Here is a 16,229-nt window from a genome sequence, read left to right as displayed (position 1 = left end):
CCACGGCGGCAGCGCATTCCTGCACACGCGGGCGGTACTTACGAAGGTCGCCTTTGCGCCATGTCAAGGGACTTGGCGGCCGGCCCGCTAAGATGACGCCGTTGGTGCACTGCACAGCCCCGCGTCAGACGGGGCCGGTGGATGGGGGAGACACCTCACCTTCCAGCAGGGAGCTGCAATGAGTACCTACCTCAACCTCGACGGCAATGAAGCCGCCGCACGCATGGCCTACCTCGGCAGCGAGGTGATCGCCATCTACCCGATCACGCCCTCGTCCAACATGGGCGAATGGGCCGACGAATGGGCAGCCCAGGGCAAGCCCAACCTGTGGGGCGTCGTACCGCGGATCATTGAAATGCAGTCGGAGGGCGGTGCCGCCGGTGCGCTCCACGGGGCGCTCACCTCCGGCGCACTGGGCACCAGCTTCACGGCCAGCCAGGGCCTGCTGCTGTTCGTTCCCAACCTCTACAAGATGGCCGGCGAGCTGACGCCCTTCGTGCTGCACGTGGCGGCCCGCGCCCTGGCCACCCATGCCCTGTCCATCTTCGGCGACCACTCCGACGTGATGGCCTGCCGGGCCACCGGCTGCGCGCTGCTGGCCAGCAACTCGGTGCAGGAAGCCCAGGACATGGCCCTGATCGCCCAGGCCGCCACCCTGGCCGGGCGCGTCCCGGTGATCCACTTTTTCGACGGCTTCCGCACCTCCCATGAAGTCGCCAAGATCGTCGCCGTGGAGCCGGACACCGTGCGCGCCATGATCGACGACACACTGGTCGCGGCCCACCGGGGCCGCGCCCTGTCGCCGGAGCATCCGGTGATCCGTGGTACGGCCCAGAATCCCGACGTGTTCTTCCAGAGCCGGGAGCGCATCAACCCCTGCTACGACGCCTTTCCGGCCATTGTCCAGGGCGCCATGGATCGCTTTGCTGCGCTCACCGGCCGTCACTACCGCCTCTTTGACTACGTGGGCGCAGCGGATGCCGAACGGCTCATCGTGGTCATGGGCTCCGCCGCGGAGACCGTGGAGGAGACCGTCGCCCATCTCACCGCCCGGGGTGAGAAGGTCGGCCTGCTCAAGCTGCGCCTGTTCCGCCCCCTGGCGGTGGATGCGCTTCTTGCCGCCATCCCGGCCAGCGTCACGCGCGTTGCCGTGCTCGATCGCTGCAAGGAACCCGGCGCCAGCGGCGAGCCCCTTTACAAGGACGTGATGACGGCCTTCGCCGAGGCCGCCGCCGACGGTTGCCGCCCGATGCCGCGCATCATCGGCGGGCGCTACGGGCTGGCCAGCAAGGAGTTCACCCCCGGCATGGTCCGGGCCGTTTTCGACGAGCTCCAGTCGGCCCAGCCCCGGCGGCAGTTCACCGTCGGCATCGTCGATGATGTGACCCACCTGTCCCTGGACTGGGACGCCGACTTCCGCACCGACGCCTCGCAGCGCCTGCAGCATGCGGTGTTCTGGGGCCTCGGAGCCGACGGCACCGTGTCGGCCAACAAGAACTCCATCAAGATCGTCGGTGAGGCCACCGCCCTGCATGCCCAGGGCTACTTCGTCTACGACTCGAAGAAATCCGGTGCGGTCACCGTGTCGCACCTGCGCTTCGGCCCCGACCCGATCCGCGCCGCCTACCTGGTGGAGGAGGGCATGGCCGGCTTTGTGGCCTGCCACCAGACGGTGTTCGTGGAGCGCTACGACCTCCTCGCCCACGCGGCGCCGGGGGGTGTCTTCCTGCTCAACACGCCGGTGGCCAAGGATGCCGTGTGGGCCAGCCTGCCGGCGGCCATGCGTGCCGGCATCCTGTCCCGGGGCCTGCGCCTGTGGGTGATCGACGCCTACGCCGTGGCCCAGCAGGCCGGCATGGGGCGGCGCATCAATACCATCATGCAGACCTGCTTCTTCGCCATCTCCGGCATCCTGCCCCGGGACGAAGCCCTGGCCGCCATCAAGAAGGCGGTGGACAAGACCTACGGCAAGAAGAGCAAGCGCCTGGCCGACCTCAACCACAAGGCCATCGACCTGACCCTCGCCGGGCTGCATGAAGTCGGCTTTCCCGGCTTGCTGGACCTGGGCGACGCGGCACCCGACAGCGCTGCGGCGGCCGACCTGCCGGCCTTCGTGCGCGACTTCACCCTGCCGGTGTACCGGGGCGACGGCAACCGCCTGCCGGTGTCCGCCATGCCCCTGGACGGCACCTTCCCCAGCGGCACGGCCCGCTACGAGAAGCGCAACATCGCCCTGGAGATCCCGGTGTGGGAGGCCGACCTATGCACCCAGTGCGGCAAGTGTGTGTTCGTCTGCCCCCATTCGGCCATCCGTGCCAGGGCCTTCCCGCTGGACGCCGCGGCCGACGCACCGCCCACCTTCAAGCACGTGCCGGCCCGGAGCAAGGACTTCCCCGTCGGCACCCGCATCAGCTACCAGGTGGCGCCGGAGGATTGCACCGGCTGCGGCGACTGCGTCGAGGCCTGCCCCATCCACGACAAGTCCAACATCAGCCGGCTGGCCGTCAACATGGCCCCGTTGGCACCCCTGCGCGATGCCGAGAAGGCCAATTTCGACTTCTTCCTGAATCTGCCGGAATACGACCGCAGCCAGCTCAAGCACGGCACCTTGCCCGGCGCCATGCTGCTCGACCCGCTGTTCGAGTTTTCCGGTGCCTGCGCCGGCTGTGGCGAAACCCCCTACATCCGGCTGGCCACCCAGCTCTTTGGGGACCGCATGCTGGTGGCCAACGCCACCGGCTGTTCATCCATCTACGGCGCCAACCTGCCCAGCACGCCCTACACGGTGAATGGCGCCGGGCGCGGGCCGGCCTGGTCCAACTCGCTCTTTGAAGACAACGCCGAATTCGGCCTGGGCATGCGCCTGGCGGCCGATCAACTCATGCTCTACGCGAAGATGTTGGTGAAGGAGATGGCGTCCGGCATCGGCGGTGACCTGGCGGAAGCCTTGATCACCGCCGACCAGCGTCCCGAAGCCGGCATCCGCGCCCAGCGCGAGCGGGTGGCCGGGCTGCGCAGTCGTCTGGCCGCTTGCGACCATCCCCGCGCGGCCGAGCTGGACAGCGTTGCCGAGTGGCTGATCCGCCGCTCCGTGTGGATCATCGGCGGTGACGGCTGGGCCTACGACATCGGTTATGGCGGGCTCGACCACGTGCTGGCCCTCAGTCACGACGTGAACATCCTGGTGCTCGACACCGAGGTGTATTCCAACACCGGCGGGCAGACCTCCAAGGCCACCCCCGTGGGGGCGGTGGCGCGCTTCTCGGCCGGCGGCAAGGCCACGGCCAAGAAGGATCTGGCCCGCATCGCCTCCGACTACGGCCACGTCTACGTGGCCACCGTGGCCTACGGTGCCAAGGACGTGCATACCCTCAAGGTCTTCCACGAGGCCGAGGCCTACGCCGGCCCGTCCCTGATCGTGGCCTACAGCCCCTGCATCGCCCACGGGGTGGACATGCTCTACAACCAGCGCCAGCAGGACATGGCGGTCAAGTCCGGGCACTGGCCCCTGTTCCGCCACGACCCGCGCCTCGAAGCTGCCGGCGCCAACCCCTTCAAGCTCGACTCGGCCGCCCCCAGCCAGCCCATGCAGGCCTTCATGGACAGCGAAACCCGCTTCGCCATGCTGGCGCGCAGCCACCCGGACGTCGCCCGCCAGCTTGCCGCCGAGGCCCAACGGGAAGCCGACCAACGCTATCGTGCATACGCCGAGCTGGCCGCCCGGCCTGCCGCCCCGAAACCGGAATAGGAGCCCGCCATGATCGACCTGAGCACCGATTACCTCGGCCTTCGGCTCAAGAATCCCTTGGTGCCTTCGGCCTCGCCCCTCTCCAAGTCCCTTGACTCCCTGTTGTTGCTGGAGGACGCCGGCGCCGCCGCGGTGGTGCTGCATTCCCTGTACGAAGAGGAACTCATCGCCGAAGACGCCATGACGGAGCGCTTCCTGCTCCATGGCGAACTCCATGACGCCGAGGCCACCGGCTTCCTGCCTGATCACGGCAATTTCCAGGGCGCCCTCGAGCGCTACCTGGAACACCTGCGCCTGGCCAAGGCGCGGCTGGAGATCCCGGTGATCGCCAGCCTCAACGGGGTGACGCCCTCCGGCTGGATCGACCTGGGCAAGGAACTGCAGATCGCCGGCGCCGATGCCCTCGAACTCAACGTCTACCATGTGGCTGCCGATCCGCTGGAAAGCGGTGACGCGGTGGAGGCCCGCTACGTGGCCCTGCTGACCGAGTTGCGCCGGGTGGTGGATATTCCGGTGGTGATGAAGCTGTCCCCCTTCTTCTCCTCGCTTCCCCATTTCGTCAGGCGTCTGGAGGCGGCAGGGGCGGCCGGCGTCGCGCTGTTCAACCGCTTCTTCCAGCCGGATATCGACCTGCAGACCCGCGAGATGGTTGAGCAGTTGCAGCTCTCCAGCCCGGAAGAGGCGCTTCTGCGCATCCGCTGGATTGCCATCCTGCGCAGCCACACGTCCATCACCCTGGCGGCCACCGGTGGCGTGTATGGACACGAGGAGGCCATGAAGCTGCTCCTCGCCGGGGCCGACGTGGTGCATCTGGCATCCTGCCTGCTCGCCCATGGCCCCGCCCATCTCGGGCACATCCTGCGGGGCATCGAAGCGTGGATGGAAGAAGGCGAATACGCCTCCGTCGCCCAGCTCAAGGCCAGCATGAGCCTGGGCCATCTGCGCGACCCGAGTGCCCTGGTGCGCCAGTCCTATATCCGGGTGCTGGACAGCTTCACCCCCAGGGCGGGGGTGTGGCGCTAGGGCTTACAGCCGGGTCGATGTCCGGGGGCGTACTTCCTGGGCGGCCTTGTGGCCGGTCGCGCGGTAGGTGTGGCCGCGATCGGCCAGCGGGGCAGGGGCGGGGCCGGCGTGTACAGCCCGGTTCACGGCCCCGGGTTCGGCCAGCCCGGCCGGGCCGCCATCCCAGAATACGTGCCCGGCATCTTCCTGGCAGTCCAGTCCGCCAAGGTCAACGCAGCGGCTGTGGGCCTGCCTGATGGCTTCCTGGCGGTCGTCAGCGAAGGCGTAGCCAAACCGTTGGTCGTCCTCGGTTCGGGCCAGCACGATGGCGATGAAGCCGGGACCGTCGTAGTGGGCCACCATCTCGCAACTGCCCTTGGCCTTGTTGTAGCGCAGGGTGCTGCGGCAGGTGCTCATGGCCGTTGCCACGGCGTCACCGGCCTTGCCGGCCCCGTAGGACCAGGCCAGGTTTACCCGCCCGCCATCGCTCCGGATGGCCACGATGGCACTGGCTGCCTGGCTTTCGGGGAGCGGAGACAGGGCCATGAGGCCGAGGACCAGCCCCATGCCCCTGAGAGCACGCGACCCTGCAGTCGGCCTGGCAAGGCGCTGGAAGAGAGGTTTCACGATGAAATCCTTTGTAATCAGTGAGCAACCAATTGCAAAGGCGGACGCAGGGATGCGCAGGCGCTGACCGGGCTGGAGATCCAGCATGCGGGCAACCCGGCTATCCCGTTCGTGCGGGACCCGTGGCTTTGCGTCCTGCAGTTGCCTGCAGTTTGCCTTTGACGTGTACAGGCTAGCACCTGGACTTGAAATGTGAACCAGTGTGAATTCCCGGGTGTGACGTGTGCCACGTGCAGTTGCTGTCAGGGCGCGGACGGTGATCGACGAACCGTGTGGCAGCTTCCGACAAAGCCGACAATGGCGCTGTAGGAAAGCCGCCAGAGGTGCTCACAGGGTTGTCGGGTGAAGACTGCAAGTGACTGTCTGATAAGGAGGTTTTTGGCGTTTTGGTGCTGCTGGCGCGGAACCTGCATGGGAAGGGCATCCCCACCCTTTTCTGGAGATTCCGATGGATGCCCGAGTGTCGGCGAAGATCCAGTCCGTGTTCGAGGAACCGGCCTGCGAGCACAACCAGAACAAGGACGAGAAGGCCCGCAAGAAGGGCTGTACCAAGCAGCTCTCGCCCGGTGCGGCGGCAGGCGGTTGCGCCTTCGACGGGGCCAAGATCGCCCTGCAGCCGATTGCCGATGTGGCCCATCTGGTTCATGGCCCCATCGCCTGTGAAGGCAACTCCTGGGACAACCGCAATTCCTCCACCAGCGGCCCGCAGCTCTACCGCACCGGTTTCACCACCGACATCGGCGAGCTGGACGTGATCTACGGAGGCGAGAAGCGCCTCTTCAAGTCGATCCGCGAAATCATCGAGAAGTACGACCCGCCGGCGGTCTTCGTATACCAGACCTGCGTCACCGCCCTGATCGGCGATGACATCGAGGCCGTCTGCAAGCGCGCCGCCGAGAAGTTCGGCAAACCGGTAGTGCCGGTCAACGCCCCGGGTTTCGTCGGGCCCAAGAACCTGGGCAACAAGCTCGGCGCCGAGGCCCTGCTCGACTACGTGATTGGCACCGAAGAGCCCGAGGTGACGACGCCCTACGACATCAACATCATCGGCGAGTACAACCTGGCCGGCGAGCTGTGGCAGATCCGCCCGCTCCTCGACGCCCTGGGCATCCGCATCCTGTCGTGCATCTCCGGTGACGGCCGCTACCACGAGGTGGCCCAGAGCCACCGGGCCAAGGCGGCGATGATGGTGTGCTCCAAGTCCATGATCAACGTGGCCCGCAAGATGGAGGACCGCTACGGCATCCCCTTCTTCGAAGGCTCTTTCTACGGCATCGAGGACATGAGCGACACCCTGCGCCAGCTGGCCCGGCTGCTGGTGCAGCGGGGCGCTCCGGCCGATCTGCTGGATCGCACCGAGGCCCTGATCGCCGTCGAAGAGAAGCGCGCCTGGGAGCGCATCGCCGCCTACCGTCCGCGCCTGGAAGGCAAGAAGGTGCTCCTGATCACCGGCGGCGTGAAGAGCTGGTCGGTGGTGGCGGCCCTGCAGGAGGCCGGCCTCGAAGTGGTGGGCACCAGCGTCAAGAAGTCCACCAAGGAAGACAAGGAAAAGATCAAGGAGATCATGGGCGAGGACGCCCACATGATCGACGACATGACCCCCCGGGAGATGTTCAAGATGCTGCGCGATGCCCGCGCCGACATCATGCTCTCCGGCGGGCGCAGCCAGTTTGTGGCCCTCAAGGCCAAGATGCCGTGGCTCGACATCAACCAGGAACGCCACTACGCCTACGCCGGCTACGAAGGCATGGTCGACCTGGTGCGGGAGATCTCCAAGACCCTGTTCAACCCGGTGTGGGAGCAGGTGCGGGCGCCGGCCCCGTGGGAGACGCCGGCCCTCGAGGAGGCGTGCTGAGATGGCCATCGTCCATGACAGCAAGAAGGCCTGCGCGGTCAATCCGCTGAAGATGAGCCAGCCCCTGGGGGCCTGCTACGCCTTCCTGGGCCTCGCCAGCACCATGCCGATGATGCATGGCTCCCAGGGCTGTACATCCTTCGGCCTGGTGCTGCTGGTGCGCCACTTCAAGGAAGCCATCCCGATGCAGACCACCGCCATGAACGAGGTCAGCACCATCCTCGGCGGCATGGACAACATCGAGCAGGCCGTGCTCAACATCAAGAAGCGCGCCAACCCGGCCCTCATCGCCATCGCCTCCACCGGCCTCACCGAGACCAAGGGCGATGACGTGGATGGCTACCTGCGCCTGATCCGCGCCAAGCATGCCGAGACCCTGGACGGTACCGAGATCGTCTATGTGTCCACGCCGGACTACGTGGGCGCCTTCCAGGACGGCTGGGCCGCGGCCATCAAGGCGCTCGTTGCCGCCTTCGTGACGCCGGCCGAAACCCGTGTGACCGGCCGTATCGGTGTGCTGCCGGGCGCCCATCTGACCCCGGCCGACCTGGAGGAGGTGCGCGAGCTCATCGAAGCTTTCGGGCTGGATGCGGTGCTGGTGCCGGATGTGTCCGGCTCCCTGGACGGGCACATTCCCGAAGACTTCACGCCCACCACCCTGGGCGGGGCGACCCTGGACGACATCCGTGGCCTGGGTGCCTGCGAGCACGTGATTGCCATCGGCGAGCAGATGCGCGGGGCTGTCGAGCGCCTGGAGGCCATCGGTGTGCCTTGCACCCTGTTCGACCGGCTCACCGGACTCACCGCCACCGATGCCCTCGTGGCCCTGCTCATGCGCCTGTCGGGCAAGCCGGCGCCGGCACGCCTGAAGCGTCAGCGCGGCCAGCTCCAGGACGCCATGCTCGATGGTCACTTCCACCTGGGCGGCAAGCGCGTCGCCATCGGTGCCGAACCCGATCTGCTGTTTGCCCTGTCTTCGCTGATCGCCGAGATGGGTGGTGAAGTGGCCGCGGCCGTCACCACCACCCACTCGCCGCTGCTGGTCCGGGTGCCCACGGAAGAAGTGCTGGTGGGTGACCTGGAAGACCTGGAAATGCGGGCGGTGGGCTGCGATCTGCTGATCACCCATGCCCACGGTCGCCAGGCCGCCACGCGTCTGGGCATCCCCCTGTTCCGTGCCGGCATCCCCCAGTTCGACCGCATCGGCACCGCCCATCAGCTGAGCGTCGGCTACCGGGGTACCCGCGACCTGATTTTCCAGCTTGCCAACATCTTCCTGGCCCACATGCATGCCCATGGCCCCGAAGACTGGCCCCTGCCCGCCGAGGCCGTGGCCGCTGCCCAGGGCCAATCCGCTGCCGGCTGCGGCTGTGCCAGCAGCAGTTGCAGCAGCGTTTCCGACGAAGTCGTCATCCCGATCATTCCCGCCTGAGGAGCCCGTCATGAAAATCGCATTCGCCACCCAGGACAAGGAGCGCGTTGACGCGCACTTCGGCTGGGCCAAGTACATCGCCATCTACGAGATCAACGCCGAGGGCTACCGCTACCTGGAGACCCACGACTTCGGCGGCGAGCTGGCCGAAGACGGCAACGAGGACAAGCTGGCGCCCAAGCTGGACGTCATCAAGGACTGCGCCATCGTTTACGTGGCTGCCATCGGCGGCTCCGCGGCCGCCCGCGTGGTGGCCACCAAGATCCACCCGGTCAAGGTGGCCGGGCCGGAACCCATCCTCGACATCCTCGACAAGCTGCAGGACGTGCTCAAGGGCACCCCGCCGCCGTGGCTGCGCAAGGCCCTCGCCAAGGGCGAGGAACGGACTTATGACTTTGAAGAAGAGGCCTGAAAATGACTGATGTAGCTGAAGCCCCCACCGACGTGATGCAGGACCCGTTCATCCGCGAACTGGTCAAGCAATGGCGCGCCCAGGACACCCACGGCGCCTGGGAAGGCAAGACCGACGCCATGCTCCTCGACCCCTACGTGCTGGACGCCGAGAAGCGCAAGGATCTGCCGATGATGGCCGATCCCGACCCGGAAACCCTGTGGCGCATGGAGCTGTACTACAACGCCATCGCCCTCTCCATCGAGCGCGAGACCAAGGTGATGGTCAGCCCCATGCTCAAGATGCACCACGAAGGCTTCGGCCGCCAGGTGCTCATCGCCGGGCGCCTGATCGTCTTCAACAAGCAGATCCGCGATGCCCACCGTTTCGGCTTCAACAGCCTCGAAAAGCTCTCGGCCGCCGGCACCAAGGCCGTCACCGAAGCCGTGGAGATGATCCGCAAGTTCCCCGAAGTGGCCAACTATTCCTGACCGGAGCCGCAGCATGGAAGACCTCGACACCCTCAAGGCCCGCGCGAAGAAACTCAACGCCCAGGCCACCCAGGCCAAGATGGACCTGCACGACCTGTCCGAAGACCTGCCCACCAACTGGGAGCAGATCCTGGAAGTCGCCCAGCGTGCCTACGATGCCCACAAAAACCTGATGGCCGCCCGCAAGGAACTGGCCGCCGCGAGCGCTGCCTGAGCGGCGCCACTCTAACCCCTCTGGAGAGTTGAAATGGCTGATTTTTCCGTGACCCTGCCGAGTGGCGAGCTCTGGACGCCCAAGTTCGTCGCCGAACTGAACCAGGAAAAGTGCATCGGCTGCGCCCGCTGCGTGCGGGTGTGCGCCCGTGACGTGCTGGCCCTGGTCGGCCTGACCGAGGACGGCGAACTCCTCGCCATCGACCCCGACGGCGACGAGGACGAAGAGTACGAGAAGAAGGTGATGACCATCGCCCACAAGGAAAACTGCGTGGGTTGCGAAGCCTGTTCCAAGGTTTGTCCCAAGAAGTGCTACACCCATGAGGCAGCCCAGGTCTGAGCGTGTGTGATCGAATCCGGCGCGCGGCCCGAATGGCATCCAGACGCTTTTTCCGGAGCCAACCCGGGACGCAGCCCGATTCATTCCTGCATTCTGAAACCTGATGGGTGACTTCCGCCGACGAGGAGCGCGTCATGAATGACCTGTCCCGCAGCTACCTTGCCGCCCGTGCCGCCCTGCCGCCGACGCGGCTGGTGCCGGCCTGGCTGGCCCTGGCCCTGGAGGCCGAGTTTGGCGATCAGGCCGCTGCCATCGCGACCCTGTGGGCCGCACGCCATCCGGCGGTGGTCCGCGAGGATGGCTCCACCGGCATCGATGATCGCCATGAAGAGTACGGCGACCTGCTTGAGCTGCTGCTCGAGAACGCCGCCACCGGCAGCACCCACACCATCTCCATCGCCCGCTGGATCGCCCTGTCGTGCTTCGGCCAGGATCACCTCTGGGAAGACCTCGGCCTGCCCGAACGCCCGGCCCTCGGCGCCCTCATCGCCCGCCACTTCCCGGTACTGCATGCCAAAAACGTGCACAACCTGCGCTGGAAGAAGTTCTTCTACAAACAGCTCTGCGACCGCGCCCAGGTGCGAGCCTGCCGGGCACCGAGCTGCGCCGAGTGTTCGGAGTATGCGGGGTGTTTTGAGGGGAGTGCGTGAGGGGGGCAGGATGTCAGCCGCCCGGCTGTGATTCTGTGGACGCGTTTCCCTCGGCTATCCTTCCTGAAGCAGACACAAACCCAATGCTGATGTGAGCCTGGGGGTTCCTTCGGCGAGATCACCCGATGGGTGAAGCTGAAGGGGGTTCAAGGGAGGCACTGAAGGCCGCTGGAGGGAATGTGGGGGCGACTTCAGTCGCCCGCGGACTCCGATCAAGGGCATGCGGGCGTTCTGCGCAGGATGGGCGACTGAAGTCGCCACTACTGGAGAGAGCCCAATGACCGTCAGATGACGCGTCAGAAATTTGGATGTATTCAACCCTTCGGGCTCTCCGGCCATCCGTGGAGCGGCATCACTCAAGGCCCACCGCCGAATCAAGGCCCTGGGCACCTCCGATTCACCTCTACTGAAACTCGAATAACGGCGGCGCGTTCTGCTTGTCCCCCCGTAGCCACATCGGCGGGTCGGGGGCGCAGGCCATGGCACTGCTTGGTCAGGGTGCGGATCGTCTCGCGGTTGCTGCCATCGGCGCGCTTGAGCCCCTGCAGCGAGGCGATGAGCAGGGTATCCGCGGCCGTGAAACCGAAGTTCAGGTTGAAGACGGGGCGCGCGTCGGCATCGTACAGGCACCGGGCCCAGTAACCTTCGATACGCGTGGGGACGTTGAGGGTCAGACCCACCGTGCAGCCGGGGGCCTGGGCTACCCGCAGGCTGCTCCCGCCGGCCAGCTACTTGCACAGCATGGGCCCGAAGTGGCCAGCCGCCGGGTCCAGATCGGCGATCCAGGTAGCGCCGATAGAACACGTAGAAGCTGCGCCGGTCGGCGTCCAGCAGGCGTGCCCAGGCAGGGTGGCGGTCCAGGGCCTGCAGCAGCAGGCGGCGCTCGGGCGTCGTGAACCACCTGAGCAGACGGTACTTGAGGCGATATGGAACACCCGCCGCGTGCGGGCCGGCCCCAGCACATCGGGCAGCGGCGGCCAGTTGGCGGCCGGGGTGGCAGGGGCGATGCGGGTGAAGGCATGAAGCGAGGACATGGCGGCACGAACGGAGTGAAGGGCTCTGGCGCCGACTGTACCGATGAAGCCTTAACGCGCACTTGCCTGGATCTTGCAATGGACTGACAGGCGGGGGCGGATGGGGTGGGACGAGGGTGCCGCCCTATCGGTGAGTTGCGCGGGGGCTGGATTGACGTGGTGCTACCTGCGTTGTGCGTCACCGCCCGTACGCCCAGAAACGCCTCCGCCTTGCCCATCTTTAAAGGGTGCCGCTTGTCATGAAAAGCGATGTGGCGTTTAATCCATCCCACATAAGCCTGCTTGGTTCGCAGATCGTAGTGCTTGAGCTGATCCGCTCTCAAACCCGATCCAGCAAGCCGGGCAACGAGGTAGGGCCGCATGAAGGGTAGACGACATCGTGACGGAAAGTCTTTTCGATAATTGTTTTATATACAAAGATTTAGTGAGTTATGGCAGCTTATGCGACAGTCGTGTAAGACGCCAGAGGCGACATTTGTCGTCTACTTCACGTTGGGCGTCATGAGCACTAGTCCTCAAGTCACCTTCACTTCTGACTTCTTCAAACCCATCGCAGGGGAGGAGGAGCAAACAAATCCGGGGCGCTATGGAAAGGCGTTGGCGCAGTGGCTTGCTGCGCAACTCAAGGCGCGCGGTGTTTCTGTAGAGGGCGTTATCCCTGAAGACTTTGGGTGGGTGGTTATGATTTCCCGTAAGCCCTTCATGCTTTGGCTTGGCTGCGGGAACACCGATGGCAGCACAACCGAATGGAACATATTTCCGGTTGCCGAGGTATCAACGATTCAGCGCTTATTCAAGCGCATCGATCCATCGTCCGAGATAGAAGAACTGCGAATTCATCTTGTCGAACTTGTCTTCGCCATTCCTGGAGTCGCCAATGTCGTCTGGAGCTAAATGCCGCCCAACCCTTCAATCCACCGGACCTGCGCAAAAAGCCGCGCAGTCCGGTGATTTCCCACGTTAGAGCGCATGCACCGGCCACTCCGATTTCATGAGCATGTTCTGTTGCTCGCGTTGTTTGGCGGGGTATTTTTATATCTACTGGAGGGGGCTATTGGAGGAGATCTGTTTATTCCCGGTCGCCGCGGCCCAGGCGTCGTGATGTCCGGCGTTCCGGCGTGGCTCTTGGTCACGGCGCCACTGTTTTTTTACATCGGCATTCTCGTGCGTCATCAGAACCTTCTAACGCAACTGTCACCCAAGTATCGAACGACAGTCGAGCTATCTCTCCTTTTGGCAGGTATTTGCACCATGCTTCTAGGCTTTCGCCTACACGCGGAGGGTTTCTGTGCGCTCTAACCCGGCGCTCAACCCCGTTCGCTTCGCTCTCTGGACGCTGCGCGATAACGCCGCGCAGCGCCGGTTAGCTCTACGTTAGGCATCAATCATGCGCACACCATCTCGGTTCATGCCTCAGTTTCCACAAGAAGGAGCAAATCCATTTCTCAAATGGGTGTTCGCTGTCGGATTCTTTGGTGTTTTTGCGGCACTCATCGTTGCTTGGCCGTTAGTTTGGGGCCCCCTCGTTGCAGCTATGGCCGTAGGTATCATCCTTGAAAAGCGGCGCCTGAGGCGTCTGGCCAATGCTCGTGAAGGTGAGTCCATCTGCACCTTTGCCCGTTCAATTGGCGCCAAGAAATTGGATACCCATGTCGTACGGGCCGTGTATGAAGAACTGGGAAAAATATTGGGTACATCTGGCTCAAAGTTCCCCCTGCGCCCAACGGATCAGCTTTACGAAACAAGTGGACTCAACCTTGATCCTGACGATCTAGATGAACTGCTTGTCGCCATTGCATTTCGTAGCCAGCGGTCGCTTGAAAACACAGAAAGTAACCCGTATTACGACAAAGTTAAGACCGTGGCTGATCTCGTCCAGTTTGTAATGGCCCAACCGGTAATGCCCAATGCCTAACACTGCGGTCAAGGCCGCTCCCTCCGGTCGCTGGGCGCTGCGCGATAAAGCGCCGCGCAGCGCCCCTTACCTACAACGTTGGGCCTCTCAATATGTTCGCTGAAGCCGCCAAGACATTTCTCGAGTTCCTGAAGCTCGCTCCACGCTATCTCATAGCGCTTGGTGTCATGGCTGCCTTTCTTCTCTTTGCCAACGAGGAGTTTCTCAAGTTCATCGGAGTATTTGAGCTTGCACAAAACAATCGCCCTATGCTGGGCCTTACCCTCGTTGTCACCGTCGGGCTTTTCGTGGTTTCCGTTATCGGCGACGGCATCGCTCTCGTAAAGCAATGGTGGTTCAGGAGGCGCCGCTATCGGCGTATCGAGGAGCGATTGCAGTGTCTGACCGAGGACGAAAAGCAAATTCTCCGGTACTACCTCGCGGAGAATACTCGCGCAAACACGCTCCGCATCGACGATGGCGTCGTGCAAGGTCTCAAAGCCAGCGGCATCATTCACTTGTCTGCTTCGATGGGCAACGCCCTCGAAGGGTTCGCGCACAATATCAACGAGTTTGCGTGGGACTATCTCCATGTACACCCGCATTTGCTCGAAGGAACTACCAATACTTACCGCACTGATAAACGGGGGTCGTATTGGTAACCCGAGGCCCAACCCTGCAATCCACCGGACGCTGCGCGATAAAGCCGCGCAGCGTCCGGTGATTTTGAACGTTAGAACGCAAATGATGCGCCTCGCTCTTGGTTTCGTCGCTGTGCTTTTCCCTTTACTCGCGTCCGCCTGCGCGGCGGACAAGGAATGCCAGGATTGGACCAAGCTAGCGGTCGAAAACCCAGCCGTGGGTTGCGAAGGTGCTTGCACGCAAGCAAAGCGCTTCGACAAGTACGACTATCACGCTGGTCTGATCGCCGCACAAAAGAGCCGTACTGGTTTAGAGAAGTTTTTTCGCTACACCGCCCGCTCCACAATCATGGGCGCTGGTTCAGATGAGTTAGCCTGCCACATGTACGCCCTGCTACTGCAATGGGGTGATGCTCAGTTCGCCAATACCCTTACCAAGTCCGGTGCAAAAGCCACGACCAGAGTCGTTGGCCTCTTGGACTATACGGCCGTTACGGACTTCAAGCGACGCTTCCCCAGAACATATGGCTTGGTCTCGCAGCATGAAGAGTAACGTTCTAACATGGCGCTCAACCTCGCTCCCTTCGGTCGCTGGACGCTGCGCGATAAAGCGCCGCGCAGCGCCGGTTTGTTCTACGTTAGCCATCCAAATCATGCGCCTACTCTACCCGTGCGATCCTTTCGAAAATAAGAAGCCTGATGAGGCATACGAAGAGGAGTTCAACGCTGCTCAAGCAGCGGGACTGGCCTGTTCGCTGTACTCCGCAGAGGATTTCGAACTTGGGGAATTCAAGCCGCGCCCGCCTTTGAATGAGGGAGAAGAGGTCGTGTATCGCGGCTGGATGCTTACGCCGGACAACTACGCCCGGCTTCAATCCGCTGTCGAGAGCAAGGGCGGGCAAATGCTCACGTCGCCCCAGCAATACCGCCATTGCCACTATTTACCTGAATGGTATTCCTTGTGTGAAGACCTCACTCCAAAAACCATCTTCCTCAAAAGAGATGCTGACTTTTCTTTGGAGCTTGCCAGCCAAGGTTGGCAAGCGTACTTCGTTAAAGACTATGTGAAGTCACTGACCACTTCTCGTGGCTCTGTCGCCAAGACCGTCGAAGAGGTCACAGAAATTGTTGCGCTCATAGAAAAATACCGAGGCCAAATAGAAGGCGGTGTTTGCATAAGAGAATTTGAAGCGCTAAGCCCCGAAACTGAAGAGCGCTACTTCATCTTCAATCGCAAAGCATTTTCCCGCGATGGCGTGGTTCCCGAAATCGTTGAGCGCATTGCTGCACGCATCGATAGCCCGTTTTTCTCGGTTGATATCGTGCTCTCTGCCAAGGGAGGGCCACGTTTAATTGAGCTCGGCGATGGCCAAGTTTCGGACCGAAAGAAATGGCCAGCATCTCGCTTCGTGGATATGCTTAATGGCTAACATTGCGGTCAAGGCCGCTCCGGCCTTCGGCCTCCGCTGGACGCTGCGCGATAAAGCGTCGCGCAGCGCCCCTTACCTACAACGTTGAGGCTGTAGAAAAACCCTTCCCCCACCGCCCACAGAATGCCTTCGGTATAATTGGACATCCCACCTCCGGAATTCCCCGATGCCCCGCTTCAAGACCCCCGATTACGGTTTGAAGATGATTCCGGTGGATTTCCAGCGCCAGGTTCTGCCCGGCTCCTTCGAGTTCGCCCTGTGCCATCTGGTCGATAAGGAACTCGATCTCTCCGCCCTGCGTTCGCGCTTTCGCAACGATGCGGGGGGTGCCCCCGCCTTCGATCCGGCCGTGCTCCTCAAGATCGTCCTGCTCGCCTATTCCCGGGGTCTCGTCAGTTCCCGCAGCATCGAGGCGGCCTGTCGCCACAACGTCCTCTTCATGGCCGTCTCAGGCGACTCCGGCCCGCACTTCACCACGCTG

Annotated in this window: 18 protein-coding genes, 1 pseudogene and 1 riboswitch; of the genes and pseudogenes, 15 read left to right on the top strand and 4 right to left on the bottom strand. The window is 63.5% G+C overall.

Annotated features, from left to right (window positions below):
• Positions 1 to 178 precede the first annotated feature (178 nt).
• Both nifJ and J0L98_RS07190 read left to right on the top strand, forming a co-directional pair.
• Entirely contained in the window at positions 179 to 3,748 is a 3,570-nt protein-coding gene (gene nifJ / locus J0L98_RS07195; RefSeq protein ID WP_296410952.1) for a pyruvate:ferredoxin (flavodoxin) oxidoreductase, read from the top strand.
• 9 nt (positions 3,749 to 3,757) lie between these two features.
• Positions 3,758 to 4,771, top strand: coding sequence for a dihydroorotate dehydrogenase-like protein (locus J0L98_RS07190; RefSeq protein ID WP_296410951.1), 1,014 nt, complete (start codon positions 3,758 to 3,760; stop codon positions 4,769 to 4,771).
• 3 nt (positions 4,772 to 4,774) lie between these two features.
• On the opposite strand, the gene J0L98_RS07185 is transcribed toward J0L98_RS07190, so the two are convergent.
• Entirely contained in the window at positions 4,775 to 5,377 is a 603-nt protein-coding gene (locus J0L98_RS07185) for a DUF4189 domain-containing protein (protein WP_296410950.1), read from the bottom strand.
• An 87-nt stretch (positions 5,378 to 5,464) separates the two neighbouring features.
• Positions 5,465 to 5,544: riboswitch (cyclic di-GMP riboswitch) on the bottom strand.
• A 281-nt stretch (positions 5,545 to 5,825) separates the two neighbouring features.
• On the opposite strand from J0L98_RS07185, the gene nifE reads away from it, so the two are divergent.
• The 7 genes from nifE (at position 5,826) to J0L98_RS07150 (ending at position 10,749) form a co-directional block, all read left to right on the top strand.
• Positions 5,826 to 7,232, top strand: a complete 1,407-nt coding sequence (gene nifE / locus J0L98_RS07180) for a nitrogenase iron-molybdenum cofactor biosynthesis protein NifE (RefSeq protein WP_296410948.1) — start codon at positions 5,826 to 5,828, stop codon at positions 7,230 to 7,232.
• A 1-nt stretch (position 7,233) separates the two neighbouring features.
• Positions 7,234 to 8,664: a nitrogenase iron-molybdenum cofactor biosynthesis protein NifN gene (gene nifN, locus J0L98_RS07175; RefSeq protein WP_296410947.1), complete on the top strand. Its 1,431-nt coding sequence runs from the start codon at positions 7,234 to 7,236 to the stop codon at positions 8,662 to 8,664.
• A 10-nt stretch (positions 8,665 to 8,674) separates the two neighbouring features.
• Positions 8,675 to 9,076, top strand: coding sequence for a nitrogen fixation protein NifX (nifX, locus tag J0L98_RS07170; RefSeq protein WP_296405121.1), 402 nt, complete (start codon positions 8,675 to 8,677; stop codon positions 9,074 to 9,076).
• 2 nt (positions 9,077 to 9,078) lie between these two features.
• On the top strand, positions 9,079 to 9,546 hold the full coding sequence (locus J0L98_RS07165; protein ID WP_296410946.1) for a NifX-associated nitrogen fixation protein: 468 nt from the start codon (positions 9,079 to 9,081) through the stop codon (positions 9,544 to 9,546).
• A gap of 13 nt (positions 9,547 to 9,559) precedes the next feature.
• A complete protein-coding gene (locus J0L98_RS07160; RefSeq protein ID WP_296405117.1) occupies positions 9,560 to 9,760 on the top strand; it encodes a CCE_0567 family metalloprotein in 201 nt (66 codons plus the stop codon).
• Between the two features lie 33 nt (positions 9,761 to 9,793).
• The gene (gene fdxB / locus J0L98_RS07155; RefSeq protein ID WP_296405115.1) at positions 9,794 to 10,099 is read left to right on the top strand and encodes a ferredoxin III, nif-specific; all 306 of its coding nucleotides are present in this window, start codon (positions 9,794 to 9,796) and stop codon (positions 10,097 to 10,099) included.
• A gap of 134 nt (positions 10,100 to 10,233) precedes the next feature.
• Positions 10,234 to 10,749: a nitrogen fixation protein NifQ gene (locus J0L98_RS07150; RefSeq protein WP_296410944.1), complete on the top strand. Its 516-nt coding sequence runs from the start codon at positions 10,234 to 10,236 to the stop codon at positions 10,747 to 10,749.
• A 374-nt stretch (positions 10,750 to 11,123) separates the two neighbouring features.
• Here the strand turns inward: J0L98_RS07150 and J0L98_RS07145 are convergent, their stop codons facing one another.
• From J0L98_RS07145 to J0L98_RS21575, 3 genes and pseudogenes are all read right to left on the bottom strand, one after another.
• Complete coding sequence (locus J0L98_RS07145; RefSeq protein ID WP_296410994.1) at positions 11,124 to 11,459, bottom strand: DUF535 family protein; 336 nt, start codon at positions 11,457 to 11,459, stop codon at positions 11,124 to 11,126.
• An 18-nt stretch (positions 11,460 to 11,477) separates the two neighbouring features.
• On the bottom strand, positions 11,478 to 11,783 hold the full coding sequence (locus J0L98_RS07140; protein WP_296410943.1) for a hypothetical protein: 306 nt from the start codon (positions 11,781 to 11,783) through the stop codon (positions 11,478 to 11,480).
• A gap of 182 nt (positions 11,784 to 11,965) precedes the next feature.
• Positions 11,966 to 12,145, bottom strand: a pseudogene (locus J0L98_RS21575) (phage integrase N-terminal SAM-like domain-containing protein); the annotation flags it as partial.
• Between the two features lie 139 nt (positions 12,146 to 12,284).
• Here J0L98_RS21575 and J0L98_RS07135 point away from each other — a divergent pair.
• From J0L98_RS07135 to J0L98_RS07110, 6 genes are all read left to right on the top strand, one after another.
• Positions 12,285 to 12,677 (top strand): hypothetical protein, encoded by a 393-nt coding sequence (locus tag J0L98_RS07135; protein ID WP_296410942.1) that lies wholly within the window; start codon positions 12,285 to 12,287, stop codon positions 12,675 to 12,677.
• A gap of 493 nt (positions 12,678 to 13,170) precedes the next feature.
• Positions 13,171 to 13,698: a hypothetical protein gene (locus J0L98_RS07130; RefSeq protein ID WP_296410941.1), complete on the top strand. Its 528-nt coding sequence runs from the start codon at positions 13,171 to 13,173 to the stop codon at positions 13,696 to 13,698.
• A 92-nt stretch (positions 13,699 to 13,790) separates the two neighbouring features.
• Positions 13,791 to 14,339: a superinfection exclusion B family protein gene (locus J0L98_RS07125; protein ID WP_296410940.1), complete on the top strand. Its 549-nt coding sequence runs from the start codon at positions 13,791 to 13,793 to the stop codon at positions 14,337 to 14,339.
• Positions 14,269 to 14,871 carry a hypothetical protein gene (locus tag J0L98_RS07120; RefSeq protein ID WP_296410939.1) on the top strand — a complete coding sequence of 201 codons (603 nt, stop codon included), beginning with the start codon at positions 14,269 to 14,271 and terminating at the stop codon, positions 14,869 to 14,871. The genes J0L98_RS07125 and J0L98_RS07120 overlap by 71 nt, the downstream gene beginning before the upstream one ends.
• A gap of 100 nt (positions 14,872 to 14,971) precedes the next feature.
• Complete coding sequence (locus J0L98_RS07115; RefSeq protein ID WP_296410938.1) at positions 14,972 to 15,748, top strand: ATP-grasp domain-containing protein; 777 nt, start codon at positions 14,972 to 14,974, stop codon at positions 15,746 to 15,748.
• Positions 15,749 to 15,914: 166 nt separating this feature from the next.
• Positions 15,915 to 16,229 (top strand): transposase (locus J0L98_RS07110; RefSeq protein ID WP_296410936.1); only part of this gene is annotated, 315 nt, incomplete at its 3' end.

This window comes from Zoogloea sp., assembly GCF_017302315.1.
Lineage (GTDB): Bacteria > Pseudomonadota > Gammaproteobacteria > Burkholderiales > Rhodocyclaceae > Zoogloea.
The sequence above is the reverse complement of the archived record's forward strand: the minus strand, read 5'-3'. Positions and strand labels throughout refer to the sequence as shown.